Genomic DNA, 22,083 nt, shown 5'->3' on the forward strand with positions numbered 1-22,083 from the left:
TTTCCCCATCCCCTTCACCATAAACATCCATACCTTTGATGTCATTTTCTTCAAAGGTAGTTTGATAGTCTGTATCGAAATCACTAATGCTTAGTAATGACATAACTTTCTTCTCCGCTTAGAAACGATCCATGATTAAGAATCCACACAATATTAAGCCATCAAAGCCACATTCTTTTCACCTATCCGCAGAATCAAAGTTTGAATTTTTCACTACTCATGTAGATAGATATTTAACTGCGTTATAGCGAGCAACCTCTGTTTTAATTGAGGGACATTTCTTAAAGTTTACAGGGTGTAAGATTTTTATTATTTTATTTACAATGATTTTACTTTGAGACTATCTCTAAAATCGTAGATTAAAAAAAATCTATTATTCGCTCGATTCAACAACCCTTACATTTTCAACTTGAGCTAAAAATGTAAGATTTTAATGTAAGTATTTTAAATCTAAGCTCCATGATGAAAAAGTGTGACTTGTTTCTAGCAAAAGTGTGACTTGTTTCTAGCAGTAGATGTAAGGTTGTAAAACTATTGCTCGATAAGAGTTTGACGCTGTTTCAAGTGATTTCCTTGAACGTATCAGGGTGAATGCGAACTGCTACCAGTACTTTAGAACTACACTAAATAAGATCGACTCAGTCCTACTGAAGAAAATAGCGCTTGAGCGATCGCCTGCCTTCATCAATACTACTTTCAGGCTATGCCTTTTGATAGATAAAATTTGCTTTCACTAGATTGTAACGTTTCAGTTATATTACCTATCCTCAAACTTACTCGTGCAAGATTGGAGCAGGACAACCTTCTAACTTCAATTTCAAAATCAGTCTAAAAGTACACAGCGGAGTTTATCGGTACTTTCTGGCTAGTTCTTGGCGGTTGTGGTAGTGCGACGCTCGCAGCCTCATTTACAGCAGACACAGCAAAACTAGGTGAGGGGACAGCGTTTCCATTAGGAATTGGACTCGTTGGTGTATCCATCGCCTTTGGTTTAACGGTACTGACGATCGCATATGCATTAGGACACATTACTGATTGCCATCTCAACCCAGCAGTGTCTTTCGGACTTTGGGCTGGCAAGCGATTTCCTGGTTCAGAATTACTGCCCTATATCATTGCTCAAGTAATAGGTGCGATCGTGGGTGCGGCGGTTGTTTATCTGATTGCTAGCGGTAGAGCGGATTTTGCGCTAACAGGCTCAAACCCATTGGCAACAAACGGCTTCGGCGCACATTCACCCAGTGGTTATTCTTTGGCTGCTTGCTTTTTAACCGAAGTGGTGATGACTTTCATGTTTCTGATGGTAATTTTAGGAGCAAGCGATCGCCGCGCTCCCAAAGGGTTTGCTCCGATTGCTATCGGTCTAGCACTGACGTTAATTCACCTAGTTAGCATTCCTGTAACCAACACCTCAGTAAACCCAGCTCGTAGCACGGGTCCAGCACTTTTTGCTGGAGGAGAGCATATCGCTCAACTTTGGTTGTTTTGGCTAGCTCCAATCTTAGGTGCGATCTTAGCAGGTCTTTTCTACTCCAGCTTCTTCACCGAGTCGAAAAAAGATCGATAGGCTTCTGAGCCAGCTGAGACATTGCATTGAAGATCGATTTGGTTTCTGTAAGCTCTACCAAATTCGATAGGAAAATCTTGTCTGCTCCGAGGTATTTTCGTTCGTATGGAGATGTAATCTATTGGATCTCCATATACCAAAAAAACAGTTACATTTGGTAGGCGTGCTTGTCGAGAGATGAAACAATTACCAGAAGCACTGCGCGATCGGTTTGAGAGTCTATTTCAGTTGCTAGTAGGGAAAATCATCATTTTTCGGCAGAAGAGTACTAGCAAGACTGAAATAGATAGAGAAGAAACAGCTACAGAACCAACTACCCCAGTACATCATCCAAGCAAATTAGGAACTGCCAAAAAAATTCTCTTCAAGTCTAGGCAGCTTGAATTTCACGCCTGAGCGTTTAAAAAAGCTTCTCTATTTCCAGATGGTAAGACAAGTATTGCAGCTGTGTCACTCTTGTTGCATGGAGTTGCAGAAGTGTTATCTCAAAAGCGCGATTTACCCTGGAATACCCAAACCCAAAACAATATAAGTTATAAAAAAGTAGCTGATGGCAAAAAAGGCACGGTCTGTTACTACGTCACGGACAATTTAGAAAACCTATCTCCCGAAACTCTATCTGAGTCAGCAGCTTTAGCTGTCATAGAGCGATTCGATCCTAGAGCAGGTGCTATTCACCTAATTTATTGCGCCGCCGCCGCAAGTCTCAACAATCCGTGGGGAAGTGAATTTTTGCTGGACGATCGACAATTACTCGAATATACAGGGTTAGTTAAACGAAGAGATTTATGCATCCATGAAAAGCTCACGATTTTGTATGACTTAGTGAGACAACCTGCACAGGTATTAGCTCATATAGCTTGGGAAAAGCAAGGCAAGATAGGAGCCTTTACCGTCGCCGATTAAAAAATCTGGAATGTCAACGTGGCGAGAGATTTCGAGACGGACAAAACAGGCAATCAAAAGCTGACAGGTTTAAAAGTTATCGTTCAGCCTGGAGTCTGGGCGAAGTATTTTTTTAATAAGTCTGAGTACTACTATAGCGGAGCTATTACTAAGAAAACCGTACAAACACTATTTAGTATTGGTAAACAAAATGCTGGTGCGGCGAGAATGCTAATTTGGCTGGCTTTTCAGGTCAAGCCAGGATGCCGCAATCGCTATTCGGGTAAATCTCTAATGGAAATTGCTTACGGTGCGGCTAAAATGGCGGCGGCAGAACAAGATCGGCAACTACGACGGCAACTAGCCGACGATTTTGCAACTGACTTGAAAGTAGTCGAAACGGCTGGATGGCGAGTCGAGGTAGAGACTGGTCCAGCGTGGTTGACAAATAACGATGGTGCGAAAAGACCGATTGGCTTCTGGAGTCAGCTTTTAGATACTATATGGCAATTCGAGCTACCAGAGGCAGTGCTAGCAGAGATAACAAAGTCGCCAAACAAGCTTAGAGGCGTGGAGCATCAGAAACAACAGCCGCCATCTGGTGCTGTCATTAGAGAAGCTAGAAAAGCTAAAGGCTGGTCGAGGGCTTTCTTTGCTGCCACAATGGGGAAAAGTATATCTTGGGTTGATGCGATCGAAATCGATCGTCGCCAAGTTTCTCAAAAGGATCTGCCCAAGTTGCTCGGAAAATTGGAGATCGGAGCGTAGAAGCGATCGCTCAGTCAAGCCAGTCAAACTAAAGGTTTTTCATCGATCTTTCTCATAATATACGTTCTGTACGGTTTGCGATCGATGCCGTGTAGAAACGTACTGTGCTGTATCTTTGTCTAGAAACGAATACAAATCGATATAATCTAGTCTATTAATTCCCAAATACTACAAGCGAAATATTCAGATTGGAAGATGCTTAAGATCGAGCGCATGACTCTGATGGAAAGTTTCAGCAAAATAAGTGTGACTAGATTCTAGCAAAGTATGACTATTTTTTAGAGCTATTGGTAAAACTCTAAAGCCTTAAACAGAGAAACTTTTCGAGACAAAAACACTTTTTCTTAGCCTTACATTTAATCAAAAGTGTGAAGAAATCCGCACCTTAACTCCAACTTTATCAATACTGATAAATATTTACTATTACTCTCGAAAAGCTTGCTATGTTTGAATCTACGCTCAATCTGCCTAAGAATAAATTGTTGCGAAAATTACAATAAGAAAATAGCTATTTGTTTAAAGATGTCATCCTTTAGTGCAGTGTATATTCCAATTATTGATTGTTAAATTGCTGATAGATAGCTAAATGCTTGTTAAACCCAACTCGAAATAAGGGAGACAAAAATTATGACGAATAGAATGCCAGGTTTCGAGCAGCAAAACGAAAATATTGACCCAATGACCACAGGTATGTTCTATGTTCGTCCGGTAAGCACAAGCGCAGGTGCTGGGTTAGGCACAGAAGAAAATATCGATTCAACAAATATGGGACAATTCTCCGGTGGTTCAGTAGATACAAGTACTGGTGCGACCTTCGGTAAAAACGGCAATGGTTCTAGCCCTCAAAGTCAGACCCAAGACCAAGCGACAAGCAAAAGCACAAATAACGGCTTAACTAAAGCGCTGGTTGGAGGACTGATTGGTGCAACATTAGGCACGTTGGCTGCTGCTTTGGCTAATAAAAGAACATCTCAAGGCGTTAACCACGCAGCTAAAGGTGTCGGACAAGCTGCAAAGACTGTAGGTGAAGGCGTAGGACAAGCAGCCAAAGGCATAGGACAAGCAGTTAAGTCCGTGACTGAAGGCGTTAATTATGCTGTAGTTGGTGGAGTGGCAGAAGCGGTAAAAAATACGGCTGAGAATGCGAAACAAGCCGTAGCAGGTGCAGCGGATGCAGTCAAAGATTCTGTGGAGCAAGATAGCAAAGAAGTTGCAAGCGATAAGGCTGGAATCGGAACACAGGCTGAAGTACCACCGACAGCATACATTTTGGTTCCAGTAGAGAAGGAGAGAATCATCGAGCGAACAATCATCATAGAGCCTGAAGTGCCAATTGCTTCTGATGAAGCAAACTTAGGGTCAGAAGAAGTTCCTCAGATGGGACTAGATCGGGATTTAGAATCAGGGGAAGTTTCTCAAATACAAGTTGACGAACAAAACCCATCCGAATTTCAGTAACTAGCTTCATGCTATCAGCTTCGCAAAGTTACTCTCGCTTTGCATTCAAGACTTACTTGGCATTAACCCTGCAACAGGTGTGGATAGTTAGCTCTGAACACGTTTGGAATATTTTTCGAGCTGATTTTCAATCGGGTAATATCCTTATAAGTTTAGAGTCCTTCCCAAAAAGCCAATAGAAAAAGCTAGTAAGTGAGCGTAAAACAAAATCTTGCTGGCTTACCTCTTAAATTATTTTGGTGTTAACTATTATTGTTAGATAAATAGGAGATAACAATTGTGATTGAAGACAGAGAAATTCAGGAAGATCGCGAGATAAAATTCGAGCCAAATACAGGACAAACTGAAATTCATGCAGTAGACGCAGATAAAAGTAATGGGTTAGCACAACTAGCGATTGGGGGGATCGTTGGTGCTGCAATGGGTACAATAGCCGCTATTTTAACTGATAAAAACACGGCTAATACTCTCAATCGAACTGCAAAAGATTTAGGAAATGTAGTCAAAGGAACAACCGAAAGTGTCAATAACACTATCAAAAACGGAGTAGAAACGGTTAAAAATAAAGCGTTCGATCTTAACAAGAATATCAGCAAGAACTCAAAACAAAAAGTTGAAAAAGAAACTGAAAATTCTTCAGCGTCTGTGGAGAATTTAGCAGCTCGAGTAAAAGAAACAGTCAAAGATGCTAACCCATCTAATAGTCAAGCTGAAAGAACATCTGATGTACAAGTTTTTTATCTATATGAAGAGAGGATAGCCGCTAATAAAAAACAAGTCAAAACTGGCGAAATCGCGATTGGTAAGCATATTGAAACACACATAGCTCAAATTTCTGTGCCTTTGGAAAAAGAGAGACTTGTTATAGAACAAATTCCTGCAGATGATGAAACTCCAGTAGCTCTAAGCGAGGCAGACTTCAAGGAAGGAGAATTAGTCAGAATAGAACTTTACGAACAAATAGCTGAAGTTGAAAAAAAAGCTTTTGTGCGCGAACAAGTTAGAGTTCGTAAGGAAGTAGAACACAAGGCTCTTGAAGTCGAAGAGGAAATACGTCGAGAAGAACTGGATCTTGATATTCAAGACAGAAACGACAGCGATAACCTACCTGTGAAAACAGTAGATAAAGATAAAATCAGTCAGCAAGTTACGCAAGTCGAACGAACAGATTTAATTCCTAATTGATTAGATGAAAAGTCATAAATAAGAGTTTTCCTCACGTTAAGAGAATTTCGATTAGTTTTGTGAATTTAGGAGAGATAGCAATGATCGAACATCAGCAGATTTTGAGCGAAGAAGAAAATGTTGACTCAACTGTAGAGCAACCCTACACTGAAACGACAAGTAATGGAACAAGTAATGGAAAAAGTGACGGATTAGTTAAAACAGCAATTGGCGCTTTTATTGGTGCTATAGTGGGTGCAGTAGCCGTGAATGTAGCTCGCCAGTTGACAGTAGAAAATGTGAATAAGACTGTTAAAGGTGTAGGTGATGCAGTGAAGGGTACGGCTGAGGGGATTAACAACACCGCTAAAGGTGTAGGTGATGCAGTAAAGAGTGTAGCAGAAAATGCTAATTCCACTGTCAAAGATGTAGGAGACACGGTTAAATCGAAAACTGAAGATTTTAACCAGAATCTCAAAGGCACAGTAGATGTAGTCAGATCGACAACACAGAACGTTAATTCTAATGTCAAAGATGTAACAAATGTTGTCAAGGGTACAGCTCAAGAAGTCAATAATACTGTTAAAGGTGCAATAGATACCACATACGAACCAGCAACAGAAAACGATCTAAGCGTGGCTGATAAAGTTAATAGCAAACAGTCAAACGGAATGCAAACAGGTTATGTTTTGGTTCCAGTAGAAAACGGAAAAGTTGTTGGAGAACCAATTCCTGTAGATCTTGGCTCGTCAGTAGTTCCTGGAAAAAATTCTAGTCAAGGCTAGGCTCGATATTGGTAATGTAGTGCGATCGCTTTTGTGTAAATGCTAAAGAAGCGATCGCCTTTCTATATCTTTGTATCTTAGATAAACTTGGGCGATCGCATTAATTTTAATCGAGCGCGTTTCCTAAATTGTCTTTTTATTTCATTGTTTTGTCACTTAAGGTAATTTTAAAAAATCAAGAAAAGATTGTATTAATCCAGTTGAAATAAAACACTATAACCCCTGTCCTTTTATCAAAGCTGTAGCGTTAGAAACTTACTATTTATACGTACAGGATATTGGATGATATAAACCTCATTCAAGAGGGGGAAGTTCATTACAGTAGTTGACGATAGACTAAAGTTAAATGTTGTCGGTGATGCAGTAAATGAACTAGGCTAATTTCTCATATAAATTGCCCAATTTAAAATTATTTTACTGCAAGATCGAGTCAAAGAATAGGAATTTTGTCAAAATGGATGCTATTGAATTGCTAGAAAGAGATCATAGCAGAATTAGAACTTTGTTTTCAGATATTCAGGGTACTGACGACCCTCAAGGAGTAGAAGATTCTTTTGAGAAACTCGACAATCTTTTAACCTTACATGCTCGGTCTGAAGAGCTGGTTCTCTACCCGCAAGCGAGTAATTGTGAAAATACTTTAGAACTGATTGATAAAGGTCGTGAGGAGCATAATAAAGGCGATCGCATGATTATGGAAATTAAGTCCATAAACCCTCAAGAGTCCGAATTCAAACAGAAAATTAATCAATTGCAGGAATTCATGGAGAATCATTTGAATGAAGAAGAGAACGAACTATTTCCCAAAATTCGCGAATGTTTGAGCGACGAAACAAGAGAGCAACTTGGAAATCAGTTGAAAGAGACTAAAAGCGAGTTAGCAGACAAGGTACTAGACTAATTCTACTTAAAAATACAGATTGGTCTTGGATCTATACTTCATGAAATAATAAATCCCCTTCTATTCAATAGTAGGGGATTTTTATTCAATTGTTGCTATTTATTTTCTTGTTTAATTCGATTCAAAGTTCTCTTTTGTAACTCCGCAAGCTGGACAAATCCAATCTTCTGGTAAATCTTCAAAAGAGGTTCCTGGTTCTATCCCAGAATCCGGATCTCCTTGCTCTGGATCGTATACATATCCGCAGACATTGCACGTATACTGTTGCATATATAGTTTCTCCTACATTAATATTCTAATTGCAAATTGTTCGAGTAATTTCTAATTATCTGGCTCAAGTTTTACAACAACAGAGCCAAACTACTGCTAAGCGAAAAATCAGGTAATAGAAAGGCTAAATACTTCTCTGTATTTAGCTCGATCGTTATACTTACCACCAAACTCTGTTTCCCTTTTCATCCATCCGCGCCATACGAACTACATCAGAAATTGCTTCCGCATCTCGTACGTGGTGAAGTGCTTTTCGTTCGCCGTCTGGGTACTCGACAATAAAGTAAGTGGGAACTCTAATCCAGTCACCAGTGATATCTGGTGAATCTACAGCTACTTGCTTAGCCTTTTCTTCAATGGATTGCGACTCATCCGCAATTCTATCGCCAGGATTAGCTACTAGATTTTTTTCCTTAGCTGTAGGTTCCGATCGTGCGTGTCTATCTTCACTAACCGGTTGATCTATGGGTTTCGCTTGTTGTTTATTCATTGGCTTAGATTGCTGTTTAATAAGTGAGTAACTTTCTTGTATTTAGCTTAAGAAATCAAAATCTATACTTGGCTCTTTCTATAGAATGAGTTTAATATAATTGAATCGATTGAAATAAATCTGAGTTCTTACTCAATACCTAAGTTGAGTTTATTTATACCTGCTGCTCTTTTTTACTAGAGGCTTGTTTTAGCCATTTTTTCTGATAGAGTAAAGTTTTTGAACGCTGTTTCTAGTAGATATTCATAAAATAGCACGTCTTTATAAGTTTGAAATTATACTAAATTAAACTCGGTACTAACAGCTCTATATTTAACTAATTGAATACACCATTTAGAAGATGAGGTACGTTCATTCTTTAAGTAAGATAAAAGTTAGAAAACTAAAAAATTGAAATATGGCAACCAATCATCTTTTAGAATTTAAACAGTACGGTCAAAGTATCTGGATGGATAACTTGACCCGCGATCTAATCGAGTCAGGCGAACTCAAAGATTTTGTTAAAAATAAAGGCATCAGTGGTATTACTTCCAACCCAGCTATTTTTGAGAAGGCGATCGCGGGCAATGCTATCTACGATGCTGACATTGAAGCTGGCGTAACAGCAGGATTGCCAACTTACAAAATTTACGAATCCTTGATATTTGCCGACATCCGTAATGCTTGCGATCTTTTACGACCGATTTACGAAGACTCCGAAGGGTTAGATGGTTACGTGAGCATTGAAGTCCCTCCAACCATTGCTCATGATACCCAAGCCACGATTCAGGAAGCTCGGCGCTATTACCAAGAAATCGGTCGAGAAAATGTCATGATAAAAATTCCTGGGACTACTAGCGGTATCCCAGCAGTAGAACAAGTCATTAGTGAAGGAATAAATGTTAACGTTACCCTCTTGTTCTCAATTCAAAGCTATGAGTCGGCAGCTTGGGCATATATTCGCGGTTTGGAAGCCAGAGCGAACAGAGGTGAAGATATTAGCAAAATTTCCTCAGTTGCTAGTTTCTTCCTCAGCCGGATTGACGCAAAAGTGGATCGGTTAATTAATGAAAAACTCAAAACTGATGGCACTGAAGACTTGGCATTGAATGCTCGATTAGTGGCTTTTAAAGGCAAAGTAGCGATCGCTAACGCTAAAATTGCCTACCAGAAGTACAAAGAGATCGTTCAAAGCGATCGCTGGAAAGCTTTGGCAGAAAAAAGAGCAAATGTCCAGCGGCTGTTGTGGGCAAGTACTAGCACGAAAAACCCTGAGTACAGCGATGTGGTCTATGTAGAGGAGCTAGTCGGCTCCGAAACCGTCAATACGCTGGCTCCGGCGACGATTGAAGCCTGTGCCGACCATTGTCAGGTTGCTAGTCATATTGAAACAGGAGTCGAACAAGCCTATCGGTTAATTGAGAGTCTCAAAGACCCAGAAATTGACATTAATCTCAACCAAGTAATGGATGAAGTCCTGGCTGAAGGAATTGATAAATTCATTCAGCCCTTCCAATCTCTGATGAAATCAATGGAAGAAAAGGTGGAGCAATTATCATCAGTAGGAGATAACAACATTAAAAATGTGGGATCTCAACCCCAACAAGTGGAATTTAGCTCCCCTGCTTTCTCAAGAGAGAGCGAGGTATCAGAGCCAGCGCCTTTAGCCAAGCCACAATCTGTCGCTCAGTTTAGCGAGCAACGGCAGCGGCTTCAAGTACAAGTTGCCGGATTTTTGGCAAAACTGCCCGAACGCATAATTGGATTTTTCAACACATACAGGCAGTCAATTATTGTTGTTGCTCTAATTGTGGCAACGCTCGTATTAGCTAAGGTATTCATAGCAATAGTAGATGTTTTGAACGATCTTCCCCTGCTTTCACCGATTTTTGAACTGATTGGTCTCGGTTACTCAATCTGGTTTGTTAACCGTTATCTACTCAAATTTTCAAATCGGCAGGAACTATCGAGACAGCTTCGATGGATTAGACGACAAGTAGTCGGTGGCTAATGAGTAGTGAATCTGTCAGATCTGGCTTCCCAATTAGAGGAGATTTTTGAGTCGCATAGCTTTCCCTCCCCTTTGTTGATGATGAGGCAGCTTGGAAATCCTCGTGCAGTTGTTGCACTCCTGTAACAAATTGTTCCCGGCTTGTAGATAGAGACACGAACTCTCCGATTCGACTGCGAGAACGAAAAAAGTTACGAACCCGATCGAATACTTGACAATATCGTTTAGCTGACGCAAAGGTTTTAAAGCCCAGCATCGGATAGTAACGTTGTTTGATGCCGCGATGATCCTGTTCAATGCGGTTGGTGAGGCAGTCGCTGACTCGGTGTTCCACATCCGTTCCCAATACTTCGGCAATTGCTTTGGGATCAGCAGTGTGTCCGTCCGTAGTTACTCGTTCGAATCTGTCAGGACTGAGATCTCGCTGTAGCATCCAAACGCTATTTCTGGTAGTATAAATGCCTGCCAAGGTACTTATACTTACTTTCGTCCATGAACTGTCCGCACTGTAACTCGGCTCGCACCACCCAGTTAGCCAGAACAACCGAACTGGGATATCTCGTGTTTCGGTGCAAGGAGTGCAAACGCAGTTTCAATGGAGTATGACCAAAACTTGATGTGAAAAAGAAAATCTGGTATGCTCTGGGCATAACATGAGCTGGTGAAAGATAGGGGAATGAGTGTAACAATTGTGGAAAGCAATGACAAGTTTGTCACACTCCAGCACGCGCTTGCCTTTGCAAAAGACATTTTTAGAGACAGAAGAAACGCTCCAATCAGTGCTGAATTCCGCCGGAAGTTTAGCCAGTTGAGAAGCACTCAAACATTTTGATACTGACGGTTCGCCGATTGAGAGTGGTGGGATGCGCTCTTGCCAGTAAAGGGAAATTACCCAAGACATATCAAACTCCCTATGGAATGGTAGAAATAGAGCGGCATGTGTATCAAAGAGGGCGATGGAGGGAAAACCCTTTGTCCATTAGAAGTGGATGCTCGGATTATCATCACCTCGACACCGAAATTCGCGCAACAAATTAGCCATAAATATGCACTCATGGAGCAGCGTGCGGTTAGTGGAGGACTTACGCGAAAATCATGGATGAGATGTGCATCGGTCATTTGTGCAAACCTTGGCAGAAGCTGTCGGTACCATTGCCTTGCTTAAAGAAGAAGATTGGCACTACCAAACACCTAAGTTACCTATGGCAATTGAGACAGTGAGTATCGGAGTGGACGGAACGTGTATGTTGTTGTCTGAGGATGCATGGCGGCAAGCAATGGTCGGCACCATCAGCTTGTATAACCAGCAAGGAGAACGTCAACACACGACCTACATTGCGGCTGCCCCAGAACATGGACGAGCAACATTTCTTGAACGGATCAACGGGAAGTCGAACAGGTAAAACGGTTATACCCTCATGCCCATTATCAAGGATTAGCCGATGGAGCACCCGAGAATTGGGCATTTCTAGAGCCACTAACCCATAGCCAAGTGTTAGATTTTTACCACGCGACCCAGTATCTGGGTAAAGTTGCCTCCTCGGTTCACCCTGGCAGTGCTGAGTATCAACAAGCGAGTATGGATACCCACTGTCATATTCTCAAACACGAAGTTGGCGCTGCCACTCGTTTACTTGCAGAAATGGAAGCCATCGAGCCGAAGCGGTTGTCCCAGTCAGTGCGCTCTGGACTGCTTGAGGCTATCACTTATTTTCGTCACCACCACCAAATGCATTATGCCGAAGCTGGGGTAAAGCCGAGATACGTGCAAAATGGGACATGACGTAAAGTTATGTTAAGCAAGAGTTCGGAAAGCTAGTCAGACAAAGCACTTCAGTTGTCTAAAACTAAAGACACACCCTCATCCAAAGCCTGCGGCACTACCTCCAAGTCAACTAAATAATCACCAAATCGTTTAATCTCTGCGGGTCAAATTCCCCGCCGCTGTGCGGCGTAAAATCAAGGAATGAGTCAGTATATCCATAAAAGTCATAACGTAACAGTTTTGCTGTACCATTTGGTGTTTCCGGCGAAGTATCGAAGAGCTGTATTCGACGAACGACTTGGTTGCAGTTTTGCGAGAAGTGTGTCTTGAGATTGAGAAGCGTTACGAAATCAAATTTGTCGAAATTGGCGTGGACAAAAACCATGTGCATTTTTTAGTGCAATCAGTACCAACTTATAGCGTGACCAAGCTCGTGACAATGCTCAAAAGTCTCACAGCACGAGAAGTCTTTAAACGCTGTCCGCAAGTGAAACAACAGCTATGGGGCGGCGAGTTTTGGAGTGACGGTTTACTTTGCCAGTACGGTGGGAAAACATGGAGACGAAGGCATGATTGCCAAATATGTTAAAAGCCAGGGTCAGGAATATCTCAAGTTACACCGAGATGAGCCATTATCTCTATGCGCGATTCTGATACCCCGTCCGCTTGCGGCGGGGTAGTTCATTGACTATTAGTTTAGGCGATAACTACACTCACGCTGCGCTAACGCGCTGGAGATAGCGACAAATCGCTAGTAGACAAAACATCGATTGCCAAGAGCTGACAAAAACTCGGCTTGAGCGATCGGATCTAGCGTCATAGTTGGCACGACCGAACTTTTTTTGTTGTTAGTTTTCATTTGAACGTTTCATGACTCGGCTGCTTGGGCAGGTGCAAACTCAAGGCACGCTCACTCAATATGAGTTAAGCGCGATCGGACGGCTCAGGGTTGACGTGCTGTGCTTCTAGTGTTTCTACCCGTTTCTCAAGTGCAATAATTTGCTGTGTCAGTTTTAGGGTGGTTGCCGTATTGAGTTGAGCGATAAAAATTGCAGTTGCCGCTCGCTTTGCCAGCGTCTCAAACGTCCATAGTTCATCTAGGGAATACGGTCTTCCATCCTGCCGAGGACCCAGCGCCAGTACGCCGATTAAATCCGATCGCTCGCCTCGTTGCAGCATGAGTGGAACCAGCAGCACAAAAAAATCATTTTCTAGTTGTTTAATTGCATTACCTTTCTGCATCCGATCCAAGAGCCGTTCGTTCCAGCAAAAAGACTGTGCTACAGTCGGTGACAGGTTATAAATCTCAGCTACTTGTAGTTGACCCGTTGTATCCTGCAAAAAAACTGCCCCATACTGAATGTGCAAAACTTCTAGAGTGCGATAGACCAGTTTTTGCAATAATTCTGACAAACCGATCGTCGCGCGTGATTCCGGCAAAAATTCTACGAAATCTCGACTCAGATCCAGTTTGTTTGGGTAAAAGTGATGGTTGACGAATTTTTCTAACTTTTCCCGTGCTGGTCCAAAGATTAAGCCAACTCCCAAAACCGCAACCCCTGCGGCAATAGGTGTTGCACTCTGCCCCGTTACTCGCGCAAAAACAATTTCTAACAGCTTCGCCGTGGCTGTCCAAACTGCTGCTAACAAAGTAGTCAGCAAGCCGTAGACGAGAGTGCGGTTGATAATAAAGTCAATTTCCCACAACCCATAACGAAAGATCGATATGGCGATCGCCACTGGCGCAAGTAGTTGCGAAAAGATGAAAAACGGCTGGTGAGCGAATTGCCAAAACCAGTCCGATCCTTTCTGTAACGATGGAAAAATGTACCAGGCGATATGAGTCACAAAATCTCCTAGAATAGCTGCGGTCAAACCAAATACGACCCATTTGGTCTGCTGCCGCTGCATCGGATTTGAAACATAAATGTAACGGTAAATTTGAGCAAAGACCCCCGTGCCAAACCAGAACGTCAATACCAAAAAGGGTAATGCTTGAGGCAAGCGATAGGGATTTAGCGGTGGGTAGAGGGGCCAAACTAACGACCAGAGAACCAGGACGATCGTCAGAAAGCCTATCCAGTGGGGGACGAGCCGACCATCAGGAAAAATATAAAGAAAGATAATAAACAGCGCAAAGCCAATTGCCCGTAAAAAGCAAAGCAGCACGTTAAGCCCTCCCTGATGGGTGACGAGCGCGTGCATTGGAGGTGGTAGAGCGATCCCAAATAATAGGAGCGCGATCGCGGCGAACATCGCGATCCAAGTTGCCGAGCGATGCAGCGCAATCATGCCCCCCGTAACCGCAAACGTCAGCGCCAACAGAGTTTCCGACAACAGAAAATACCAAACATAAAACTCATCAGAAAGACCGAGCTGAATTAAGTACGGGTGATAATAAGTCGCCGCCAGGTCGCGGAGGTGTTCCAAGCGATAGAAAAAATTGGCAATGCCAGCAATGAGCGTTATCAGTAAAATGAGCGACGCTAGCCGCCGAATGCCAACTGGAACGGGTGTTCGATCGTGTAGGAAATTCGCATTCATGACAACTTTTTAGCCCTGTAATTGTTCTAATTCCTCAAGCGATCGAGTTTGTTCTAATACGAGATCGGCAGCCTTCTCACCGATCGCAATTGTCGGAGCCATTGTGTGACAGCGCGGTATAGTCGGCATCACTGAAGCGTCAGCCACTCGCAGCCCTTCAACACCTCGTACCCGTAGCGTCGGATCGACTACTGCCAGAGAATCGGTTCCCATGCGACACGTCCCAACTGGATGCCACCAACCATCTGATGCCGAGCGCACGTAATCCTCAATTTCGCGATCGCTCTGGAGCAGGCGATCGGGTAGAATCGGTCTACCTCGATAGGCTGCCATTGGACTAGCGGCGAAAATCTCCTGTGCCTGCCGCACGCCTGCAACCATCACCCGCAAATCGTGTCCTTCTGGATCGGAGAGATATTGCGGGTCGATGATAGGATGTTCTAAAGGGTTGGGCGATCGCAACTGCATTGAGCCGATGCTACGCGGGGCGATTAATGTTGGTCCGATCGTCATTCCATGTTCGGTTGCTGCAACTAGTCCGTAGTCGTGAAACACTACGGGCGCAAATTGCAACTCTAAATCGGGTGCAACAAGACTTGGCTCAGTTCGCACAAAAGCAGCGGCTTCTAGGACGCTGGAAGTTAACATCCCGCGCCGCAATAGCAAGTATTTAAATAACTCTCGCGGCGAATTGGCATTGAGCAGTGATAACGGTTGCGTGCTACCCATAACTACGGCAACCGCAACGTGATCTTGTAAGTTCTGCCCTACTCCTGGTAAATCTACTAATACGTCAATTCCCAACTCGTGCAATTGTCGAGCGGGTCCAATTCCAGATAGCAGCAGCAGTTGAGTAGAGCCAACCGTGCCACCAGCAAGAATAATTTCACGGGTGACGATCGCTGTTTGTCGGGTTCCCTGACGCAGATACTCCATACCAACGGCACGGCGATCGCGGATCGACACGCGGGTACACTGTGCGCCCGTAAGTACCTGGAGGTTTGAGCGCCGCATGGCTGGACGCAAAAAGGCATCAGCCGTACTCCAACGGCGACCTCGGTGCTGCGTTACCTGCACCCAACCCACACCATCTAGTTGCGAACCGTTGAGATCTCGGTTGTAGGGAAAACCAATCGCTTGTGCTGCCTCAACAAAAGCGTGACTGAGGGGATTGCGATCGCGCAGATCTTCGACATACAGTAGACCGCGATCGCCATGCAACTCGTCACCGCCGCGACTGTTGCATTCAGAACGACGGAAGTAAGGCAGTATATCCCGCCAACTCCAACCAGGATTGCCTAAAGCCTCCCAGCGATCGTAATCGGCAGGAACGCCGCGCAAATACATCATCGCGTTAATTGATGTGGAGCCACCCAAGGTACGACCCTTTGCCCAGTAACTCTCTCGACCTTGCAGCCCTGATTGCGGCACGGCGCTGTAATTCCAGTCGTATTCGGTTTTGAATAGTTTGCTAAACGCGGCGGGAATGTGGATTTCGGTTTTGCTATCTGGCGCACCTGCTTCGAGTAGTAGCACGCGATGGCGCGGGTTTGCACTCAGGCGATTGGCAAGCACGCAACCAGCAGCCCCAGCACCAATGATAATAAAGTCATAGGAAGGAATTTCATCGGTTGCGTGTCGTGTTGTCATTATGCTTCTCCTCGTGTAGGCGGCGAAACCGTAGATTGAATCGAATACAATTTAAGCTTCTCCTTCGCTCGGTAAAGCTTTTGCTGCAATAAAAACCGTATGAGGACTGTGAAAGGTAGGCTGCGCTTCTGGTTTCTGGAGCGCCTCCATTGTTTTCACATGTTCGCGTTCGTCATCGCGAACATTCACGAACACGTCGTATAGATTATCCACTTTAGGGCGACGGAATTCACGATTGGCTGTCGTCTGAACTTCTTCAAACATATAGAGATCGCCATCGCGATAGAAGTCGATCGCCACTTGAGGAGCGCTTTGAGTTTTCAGATGTGCTTCATGCGCCTTCAAGTAGTCGTCATAGGTATGATAGGCATGATTTTCAATCAGTTCCATCAGGTAGTAGGCGTACTTGGGAAACAGCATATAGAGCGGCACGATCGCCCAGTAGTACATCACAGCAATATGTTGAGCGATGAAGCGATCGATCCAGTGGCGATCGCCGCCCAGAGATTCCATAATCAACAGATGATGCAATTCGTTCCAGCTTTGGGCAAAGTGAACTTTCAACCAGTCTGCTTTGCGCCAGGAACCGAGCGTCTCGTAGAGATGTAGCACCGATAGATAGGAAAAATAAGGAACGCGGGCGATTGTTTCTAGCACGTAAAACCGAGCGTAAGAACGATTGCCGTAGATGACATCGACAACGAAGACAAAAAAGCTCACGATCGCTCGAATCAAAAGTTTCATAGCGTATTCCTCCTTGCATCAGAACACATGATTGATTTAACGGCTTTAAAATGCTACTTCCGCCAGTAGTTATTAGCAGCGGCGATCGTGGCAAATTCTGCTGCGACAACTTGACCCACGGCAATTAGCATCATGGCATCATTGTCATAAACTTTTCGCATTTGTTTGCGCTTTTCTTCATCAGGTTGAGTTAGTTTAATAATCAGCCGTGCCATTGTAACTGCTAGTTGCCGTCCTGCTTCCGGTGTCTCGGTCAAGAGTGAATTGTTCGGGATTAATGTAATTTCTGGTGATGTTACAACAGGTGCATGGTTCGGAGCAATTACGTTATCCATATCAAAATCTCCTGCAATTAGCGTTTTCTAAAGAACGTTAAATTCACAATCTTGGAAAATTAACGATCGTCAGCAGCAAAACGATCGATGCCATCCGCCGAATGCTAACTGGGACGGGTGTTTCGTGCAGGAAATTATTCGCATTCATCATAACTTCCTATCGTACTGCTGCCACAAAAGGGTCATTCTCACACTCATGTAGGTTACAAAACTTTAGATTGAGTTGAATCATTATGTTGAAATGGTTTCTAATGCAAATTCTGTTTCTGTTTCAGGAATTGGTATTTCTTGGCATAGATATTGAGCAAACAATGCTTTTTCTTCTGGGCTAAGTCGCCTAGGATGCATCGTATGTAAGTCAAGAAATAATCCCTTTTGCAGGCCCTCTGCTGCCAGGATTTTTTCTTGGTTGTGGAATCGGAATTGCACGATGGCAGAGGCATTCTTCAGTTGGGAGACCCAAACATTGACAGACACGCGATCGCCTAAAAAAAGTGGCGATTTGTAGGTAATACTGGTATGAACTAAAACAGGTGCAAATCCCTGTTTGACAATTTCTGGAGTTGGCAAACCAACTACCTCTAATAGCTTGGTTCGCCCAATTTCCATCCATTGAATATAGATAGCGTTATTGACGTGTCCTAGCAGGTCAATCTGATAAGAATAAACCTCTAAGTCAAAGAAAATTGTTTTTTGCATTCACTCACTTCCCATTCAGGATAAAACGTTATTGCTATGAAGAAAGACACCGATTTTTGGTCAAATTGTAGTACCATTTTGAAGTTTCAATTCTAGTCGCGTCCTGCGGCGATAATCTTTTCTGCTAAGCCGATAGGATTAGAAAACATCACTTCATGGCTACCTGGCATTTGCACGAGTCGAAATAATCCTAAACGTTCAGACATTCTCGGATGCCAGCCCCACTCGCCTTGAGGTAGTGCGATATCTTCACTACAGTAGAGGTAACTCTTGGGAATTGACAGCGAGTAAAACTGCTTCAAATCCAACTTGTCAATCAACGGTTGATAGGGTTCCGATGATAATTGGGCGTAACTGGATTTCGCCAGCTCAACGTCAGCGTCGTTGATAAACGCCTCCCGCCAGATATCAAAAGGAATCATCACCGTGTTATTACCCGATTCTCTGGCTAGAGAGTCGAATAACGCTTGATAGTGGGGCGGTAAATTATCTCTGAGGTTATCGCCATTATTGAGGACAAAAGCATCCCAGAAGATCAGCCGCCGAATGCGATCGCCGATTGCTTCGGCGACTTTGGCAATAATCGTGCCACCGTAACTGTGCCCTAGAAGAACGATATCGGTTAAGTCTTTATCAACGATGTAATCTACAATCGATCGCGTACATTGGGCATGGTTGACATTTTTATTCACACCTTTACCGTGTCCGGCGACTGTGGGAGCAAAAGCTTGATGCCCATTAGCTTTTAGATGTTTGATAACAGGCTCCCAAGTAGAACCATCGTGCCATGAGCCGTGAACTAAGACAAAAGTTGACATAGGATGACTCCTTTAAATGTGGTGTGGAAATTAAGCCCGTTCGCCACTATCTTGAAATGGGCGTAGACTGAAAATGAATCGATTGCCATCCCTGTTTTTGCTTTGCCCAGATATTGACAAAAACATTGTCTATATACCTGACTTCATCTCTAACTATGGCAGTCATTAAGATTCTGCCCGTCACTACAGCAGTCTCGCTGTAAACTTTGATCAGCACGTTTTCACGCACAATTTGCTGGTACTGCACTGCACCCGATTTCAGGGAAGCGATGTAACTCGCTTTACTATCGACCAGTGCATTTGAATGTATGTAGCGTAGTTCTTCCCCTAGCAGCCGTTCGAGCGTCACGAGATCGTTATCCAACATTGCCTGGTAACGGCGTTCTTCTTGCCGTTCTATTTCTGGTTCGGGTTGGGTAATTGCAACAACTTCCGCAGATTTCATCTTTTCACCTCTAAAACGGATAGAGTTTATTGAGCGGCGAGGAAATTGGGTGAAGGATCGCCACCGTTGCGACCGACAGCAGGGATCTCGACTAGGTTATCGGTAGCTTTCCCCGTTCCGTCGTTGTTCGCAGTCTTCTCGTTACCTGGATGTCCGTTGGGAACGAAGATCTGTGGGTGGTCGAATGGGGCTTTGTCATAACGAACGCGATCGTCAGTCAACCCCTGCAAAAATGCGACTAACGCCGCTTTTTCATTCGCTGTCAAATTCAGCACTGGCAGACTGGGAAAACCCTCAAAATCGCCACCTCGATTGTAGAAATCGACAACTTGCTCTAAAGTCAAGAACCCGCCATTGTGCATGTAAGGAGCCGTCAGTTCTACATTACGCAGTCCTGGTGTTTTAAAAGCTCCATCCGCCACGACAGTTTCATTCGGGTCGAGTGGTGGATTGAAAGTAGGAGGGTTTTCGCCTAAGAGTTGCTGAAATTTTCTTTGTTGAGCTAACCGCACTTCCGAAAGAGAATTACCGAGTAGATCGTCATCACCGATCCCTAAATCTTCCTGTACGGGTCTAACGCCAATATTGAAATAGCCCCTGTCTTCCGGCGGATTTGTCCCAACTGGCGATCGCCCAATTCGCCCTTGACTAGCTACACTGCCAACAGAAGCAGAGGTAAACTCTGCTCCTGCATGACAACCAATGCATAGACCTTTATTTTGAAAAATATCTAAACCAAGCTTTTGTCGATCGCTCAAGGCATTGGTTTTTCCGGCTAAATAGCGATCGATCGGCGCATCATCAGATATCAGCGTCGATTCGTAAGCTTGCACTGCTAGTCCAAAGAATAAGGCGCAATTATACTCAATTAGCTTTGATTCATTCACATTCAACGGTCGGTTTGGCTGAGCGATAAGAGTTCCGCCACTGTCATCAGAACGAATAACTAGGTTAGATTTCCACCACTGCGGTTGAAAAGCGGCTTGAATCAGTGACTCATAACTGACTTTTAATCCTGGTTTGGGGAAATTGCTATAGCGACCGAGAACGCTGTCTTCAGGATGTACGAGCTGTTTGCTCAGAGGTTGCAGAGAAAGTAGCTTTTTGCCGATGCGCTTATTTCCCAACGGACTGAGCTGATTGGGTTGAAAGCGATCGGATACTTGCAGTTGAGTATTTGAATTAGTATTACTTTCCGAAAGTTGTGTCAGACGACCGATCGCCGATTGCTCGAATTCGCTGGTGGGTGGCTCCACCGCCTGAGAAGCCAAAGAGGAATTATTGAGCCGCACTTTAACTTGTTTGAGCCGTTCTAATCCATCTGCTTGCAAAACAAAAGCATCGGGATCTCTCTGTCCCAGTGCATTGACTCCATTAAATATGTTAAGGGCGCGTCCGTTCCACAAGTTGCGGAAGTTGAAGACTGCGTTGATAACTGACGGCGTATTGCGGGGTTCGACGCGACGGACTTCGATCCCTTGAACGTTAAATACAGGATCGTCTAGCTGCTCTACTCTATCCTCAGCACTACCAGGAACGACACTAATCAGCTTAGATCTAAATACGCCTTGGGAAGAGGAAACATCGTTACTATCTGCTATAACTGCCGACAAGCGATCGCGCGGATCTTTGAGCTTGTGGAAAGGGAAATCTTTTGGTTTGAGTTGGTAGTTTGCCCCGCCTCCGGTATTGAAAGTTGTATCGGGGTTAGAAGTGCGATCGCTATTCACCCGCAACCGATTTGGATCGAGTTGGTTTTTCGACCGATTATCTGCGCCAGCGTGGAAGTGACAGCTAGCACAAGCTTGAATTCCATCGCTGCCAACTTGCATATCCCAGAAAAAAGTTTTTCCCAACGCGATCGCGGCTGTCTTGTCTCTGATAAATTCCCCAATATTATCGGGGACGGGAATCGGTACGTTTTTGAGCGGAACCAGAGGCGATGTTTGCGCTGCGGCTAATTCCATTGAAATAGTATCTCCTACCACAATTGCAGCTGCTACGAAGATGGCGATCGCCATGCCACTTTTCATCCGGCGAGCAAATTCGATCGCTTTGCTCTGGATTTTACTGATAAGATTGACAAGAAAAATTTTCGGTTTGAATAATTTTGAAAAGAATCTAATCAAAATAAAAAAAATATTATTTTCTCGATTCTTTGGTTTAGCTGTTAGATGCTCAAAGCTGTTTTGCTCGGACGAATTGCCATAAATATTTCTACGATTGTCTTCCATAGTATTTTGGCGTTTTAGCCGAATTATTTTTCATCGCCATCTTGGAAAATCGAGATATGACTATACAATTTCTACTCGTTCCCATACCAACTCAAAAACTTTGACAACACCATCGCTGAGAGTGGGTGGCGTTTTCAGCGTGACTCGGTTTCCATTTAAGCTAAAAGTGCGAACTAAATCTGTACCTACCCGATTGGGAATCGATGCTATTTCAATGTGATGAGTTACAGTATTTCCATTTAGTTTGTACGTCCCTGCATAAGCATTAAAAGTAGTAAAAGCTTGTACTAATTCCGTGTCTGGCACTAGCTGTATATCTTTACCCAATGGCGACTTGATATCTATGCTGAAGGGAGCGCGATCGCTCCTGGCAAACATCACCATCATTCGATCTTCTGGCGTATAAGTAATATATCCAACTGGATTTGCTCCATACACGTCAGGCTCGATACTTCCATCAGGAAGGATGGCGATCGCACTAATTAATTTCCAAGTTCCTAAAAGTTGGTCATCGATCATTGGTATTTGGTAATTGGTAATAGGTAATGGGTAGTTGGGTGGTGAGTGGTGA

At 43.7% G+C, this 22,083-nt stretch carries 23 protein-coding genes and 2 pseudogenes; 13 read left to right on the plus strand and 12 right to left on the minus strand.

From position 1 onward, the window contains the following. The first annotated feature begins 850 nt into the window (after nucleotides 1–850). The 8 genes from aqpZ (at nucleotide 851) to ACRC32_RS30645 (ending at nucleotide 7,528) form a co-directional block, all read left to right on the plus strand. Nucleotides 851–1,567, plus strand: a complete 717-nt coding sequence (gene aqpZ / locus ACRC32_RS30610; protein ID WP_438557534.1) for an aquaporin Z — start codon at nucleotides 851–853, stop codon at nucleotides 1,565–1,567. A gap of 177 nt (nucleotides 1,568–1,744) precedes the next feature. Next, on the plus strand, nucleotides 1,745–1,963 hold the full coding sequence (locus ACRC32_RS30615; protein ID WP_438557511.1) for a hypothetical protein: 219 nt from the start codon (nucleotides 1,745–1,747) through the stop codon (nucleotides 1,961–1,963). A 51-nt stretch (nucleotides 1,964–2,014) separates the two neighbouring features. Continuing rightward, nucleotides 2,015–2,473 (plus strand): hypothetical protein, encoded by a 459-nt coding sequence (locus tag ACRC32_RS30620; protein WP_438557512.1) that lies wholly within the window; start codon nucleotides 2,015–2,017, stop codon nucleotides 2,471–2,473. 18 nt (nucleotides 2,474–2,491) lie between these two features. After that, entirely contained in the window at nucleotides 2,492–3,220 is a 729-nt protein-coding gene (locus ACRC32_RS30625; protein WP_438557513.1) for a helix-turn-helix domain-containing protein, read from the plus strand. A gap of 627 nt (nucleotides 3,221–3,847) precedes the next feature. Further along, a complete protein-coding gene (locus tag ACRC32_RS30630; protein ID WP_438557514.1) occupies nucleotides 3,848–4,678 on the plus strand; it encodes a hypothetical protein in 831 nt (276 codons plus the stop codon). Between the two features lie 279 nt (nucleotides 4,679–4,957). Further along, nucleotides 4,958–5,863, plus strand: coding sequence for a DUF2382 domain-containing protein (locus ACRC32_RS30635; RefSeq protein WP_438557515.1), 906 nt, complete (start codon nucleotides 4,958–4,960; stop codon nucleotides 5,861–5,863). An 80-nt stretch (nucleotides 5,864–5,943) separates the two neighbouring features. After that, the gene (locus ACRC32_RS30640) at nucleotides 5,944–6,627 is read left to right on the plus strand and encodes a hypothetical protein (protein WP_438557516.1); all 684 of its coding nucleotides are present in this window, start codon (nucleotides 5,944–5,946) and stop codon (nucleotides 6,625–6,627) included. A gap of 454 nt (nucleotides 6,628–7,081) precedes the next feature. After that, nucleotides 7,082–7,528 (plus strand): hemerythrin domain-containing protein, encoded by a 447-nt coding sequence (locus ACRC32_RS30645; protein ID WP_438557517.1) that lies wholly within the window; start codon nucleotides 7,082–7,084, stop codon nucleotides 7,526–7,528. 111 nt (nucleotides 7,529–7,639) lie between these two features. Here ACRC32_RS30645 and rd read toward each other — a convergent pair whose 3' ends face one another. Together rd and ACRC32_RS30655 are read right to left on the minus strand one after the other, a co-directional pair. Continuing rightward, nucleotides 7,640–7,798: a rubredoxin gene (gene rd / locus ACRC32_RS30650; RefSeq protein WP_438557518.1), complete on the minus strand. Its 159-nt coding sequence runs from the start codon at nucleotides 7,796–7,798 to the stop codon at nucleotides 7,640–7,642. A gap of 160 nt (nucleotides 7,799–7,958) precedes the next feature. Continuing rightward, the gene (locus ACRC32_RS30655) at nucleotides 7,959–8,288 is read right to left on the minus strand and encodes a hypothetical protein (RefSeq protein ID WP_438557519.1); all 330 of its coding nucleotides are present in this window, start codon (nucleotides 8,286–8,288) and stop codon (nucleotides 7,959–7,961) included. A gap of 397 nt (nucleotides 8,289–8,685) precedes the next feature. Between ACRC32_RS30655 and tal the strand changes: the two are divergent. Beyond that, nucleotides 8,686–9,831, plus strand: a pseudogene (gene tal / locus ACRC32_RS30660) (transaldolase); the annotation flags it as partial. Nucleotides 9,832–10,077: 246 nt separating this feature from the next. Continuing rightward, on the plus strand, nucleotides 10,078–10,278 hold the full coding sequence (locus ACRC32_RS30665) for a CAAD domain-containing protein (protein WP_438557535.1): 201 nt from the start codon (nucleotides 10,078–10,080) through the stop codon (nucleotides 10,276–10,278). On the opposite strand, the gene ACRC32_RS30670 is transcribed toward ACRC32_RS30665, so the two are convergent. Beyond that, nucleotides 10,253–10,711: a DDE-type integrase/transposase/recombinase gene (locus tag ACRC32_RS30670; RefSeq protein ID WP_438557520.1), complete on the minus strand. Its 459-nt coding sequence runs from the start codon at nucleotides 10,709–10,711 to the stop codon at nucleotides 10,253–10,255. The two genes, ACRC32_RS30665 and ACRC32_RS30670, sit on opposite strands and share 26 nt — an antisense overlap. A 796-nt stretch (nucleotides 10,712–11,507) precedes the next feature. Here ACRC32_RS30670 and ACRC32_RS30675 point away from each other — a divergent pair. The 3 genes and pseudogenes from ACRC32_RS30675 to tnpA all read left to right on the plus strand — a co-directional run bounded on the left by ACRC32_RS30675 (nucleotide 11,508) and on the right by tnpA (nucleotide 12,723). Next, on the plus strand, nucleotides 11,508–11,681 hold the full coding sequence (locus ACRC32_RS30675; RefSeq protein WP_438557521.1) for a hypothetical protein: 174 nt from the start codon (nucleotides 11,508–11,510) through the stop codon (nucleotides 11,679–11,681). 89 nt (nucleotides 11,682–11,770) lie between these two features. Continuing rightward, the gene (locus ACRC32_RS30680) at nucleotides 11,771–12,061 is read left to right on the plus strand and encodes a hypothetical protein (protein ID WP_438557522.1); all 291 of its coding nucleotides are present in this window, start codon (nucleotides 11,771–11,773) and stop codon (nucleotides 12,059–12,061) included. Between the two features lie 183 nt (nucleotides 12,062–12,244). Beyond that, nucleotides 12,245–12,723: pseudogene (gene tnpA / locus ACRC32_RS30685) on the plus strand (IS200/IS605 family transposase). Nucleotides 12,724–12,967: 244 nt separating this feature from the next. On the opposite strand, the gene ACRC32_RS30690 reads toward tnpA, so the two are convergent. From ACRC32_RS30690 to ACRC32_RS30730, 9 genes are all read right to left on the minus strand, one after another. Further along, complete coding sequence (locus ACRC32_RS30690; RefSeq protein ID WP_438557523.1) at nucleotides 12,968–14,587, minus strand: hypothetical protein; 1,620 nt, start codon at nucleotides 14,585–14,587, stop codon at nucleotides 12,968–12,970. Between the two features lie 9 nt (nucleotides 14,588–14,596). Then, nucleotides 14,597–16,237 (minus strand): GMC family oxidoreductase, encoded by a 1,641-nt coding sequence (locus ACRC32_RS30695; protein WP_438557524.1) that lies wholly within the window; start codon nucleotides 16,235–16,237, stop codon nucleotides 14,597–14,599. Between the two features lie 51 nt (nucleotides 16,238–16,288). Continuing rightward, a complete protein-coding gene (locus ACRC32_RS30700) occupies nucleotides 16,289–16,972 on the minus strand; it encodes an alternative oxidase (protein ID WP_438557536.1) in 684 nt (227 codons plus the stop codon). A 62-nt stretch (nucleotides 16,973–17,034) separates the two neighbouring features. Further along, a complete protein-coding gene (locus tag ACRC32_RS30705; RefSeq protein ID WP_438557525.1) occupies nucleotides 17,035–17,316 on the minus strand; it encodes a hexameric tyrosine-coordinated heme protein in 282 nt (93 codons plus the stop codon). A 231-nt stretch (nucleotides 17,317–17,547) separates the two neighbouring features. Continuing rightward, a complete protein-coding gene (locus ACRC32_RS30710; RefSeq protein ID WP_438557526.1) occupies nucleotides 17,548–18,015 on the minus strand; it encodes an acyl-CoA thioesterase in 468 nt (155 codons plus the stop codon). A gap of 92 nt (nucleotides 18,016–18,107) precedes the next feature. Further along, on the minus strand, nucleotides 18,108–18,833 hold the full coding sequence (locus ACRC32_RS30715; RefSeq protein WP_438557527.1) for an alpha/beta fold hydrolase: 726 nt from the start codon (nucleotides 18,831–18,833) through the stop codon (nucleotides 18,108–18,110). A 46-nt stretch (nucleotides 18,834–18,879) separates the two neighbouring features. Next, entirely contained in the window at nucleotides 18,880–19,278 is a 399-nt protein-coding gene (locus ACRC32_RS30720) for a nuclear transport factor 2 family protein (RefSeq protein WP_438557528.1), read from the minus strand. Nucleotides 19,279–19,304: 26 nt separating this feature from the next. Next, nucleotides 19,305–21,512, minus strand: coding sequence for a cytochrome-c peroxidase (locus ACRC32_RS30725; RefSeq protein WP_438557529.1), 2,208 nt, complete (start codon nucleotides 21,510–21,512; stop codon nucleotides 19,305–19,307). 60 nt (nucleotides 21,513–21,572) lie between these two features. After that, complete coding sequence (locus tag ACRC32_RS30730) at nucleotides 21,573–22,031, minus strand: lipocalin-like domain-containing protein (protein ID WP_438557530.1); 459 nt, start codon at nucleotides 22,029–22,031, stop codon at nucleotides 21,573–21,575. Nucleotides 22,032–22,083 lie beyond the last annotated feature (52 nt).

The sequence above is a fragment of the Chroococcidiopsis sp. genome, assembly GCF_051657925.1.
Classification (GTDB): Bacteria; Cyanobacteriota; Cyanobacteriia; order Cyanobacteriales; family Chroococcidiopsidaceae; genus Chroococcidiopsis.

What these genes read in the sequence shown, in the direction of transcription:
- ACRC32_RS30715 (WP_438557527.1), bottom strand. Translation starts at nt 18,833, where the DNA reads ATGTCAACTTTTGTCTTAGTTCACGGCTCATGGCACGATGGTTCTACT.
- ACRC32_RS30655 (WP_438557519.1), bottom strand. Translation starts at nt 8,288, where the DNA reads ATGAATAAACAACAAGCGAAACCCATAGATCAACCGGTTAGTGAAGAT.
- ACRC32_RS30690 (WP_438557523.1), bottom strand. Translation starts at nt 14,587, where the DNA reads ATGAATGCGAATTTCCTACACGATCGAACACCCGTTCCAGTTGGCATT.
- ACRC32_RS30640 (WP_438557516.1), top strand. Translation starts at nt 5,944, where the DNA reads ATGATCGAACATCAGCAGATTTTGAGCGAAGAAGAAAATGTTGACTCA.
- ACRC32_RS30615 (WP_438557511.1), top strand. Translation starts at nt 1,745, where the DNA reads ATGAAACAATTACCAGAAGCACTGCGCGATCGGTTTGAGAGTCTATTT.
- ACRC32_RS30645 (WP_438557517.1), top strand. Translation starts at nt 7,082, where the DNA reads ATGGATGCTATTGAATTGCTAGAAAGAGATCATAGCAGAATTAGAACT.
- ACRC32_RS30730 (WP_438557530.1), bottom strand. Translation starts at nt 22,031, where the DNA reads ATGATCGATGACCAACTTTTAGGAACTTGGAAATTAATTAGTGCGATC.
- ACRC32_RS30710 (WP_438557526.1), bottom strand. Translation starts at nt 18,015, where the DNA reads ATGCAAAAAACAATTTTCTTTGACTTAGAGGTTTATTCTTATCAGATT.
- rd (WP_438557518.1), bottom strand. Translation starts at nt 7,798, where the DNA reads ATGCAACAGTATACGTGCAATGTCTGCGGATATGTATACGATCCAGAG.
- ACRC32_RS30705 (WP_438557525.1), bottom strand. Translation starts at nt 17,316, where the DNA reads ATGGATAACGTAATTGCTCCGAACCATGCACCTGTTGTAACATCACCA.
- ACRC32_RS30630 (WP_438557514.1), top strand. Translation starts at nt 3,848, where the DNA reads ATGACGAATAGAATGCCAGGTTTCGAGCAGCAAAACGAAAATATTGAC.
- ACRC32_RS30720 (WP_438557528.1), bottom strand. Translation starts at nt 19,278, where the DNA reads ATGAAATCTGCGGAAGTTGTTGCAATTACCCAACCCGAACCAGAAATA.
- ACRC32_RS30670 (WP_438557520.1), bottom strand. Translation starts at nt 10,711, where the DNA reads ATGCTACAGCGAGATCTCAGTCCTGACAGATTCGAACGAGTAACTACG.
- ACRC32_RS30695 (WP_438557524.1), bottom strand. Translation starts at nt 16,237, where the DNA reads ATGACAACACGACACGCAACCGATGAAATTCCTTCCTATGACTTTATT.
- ACRC32_RS30725 (WP_438557529.1), bottom strand. Translation starts at nt 21,512, where the DNA reads ATGGAAGACAATCGTAGAAATATTTATGGCAATTCGTCCGAGCAAAAC.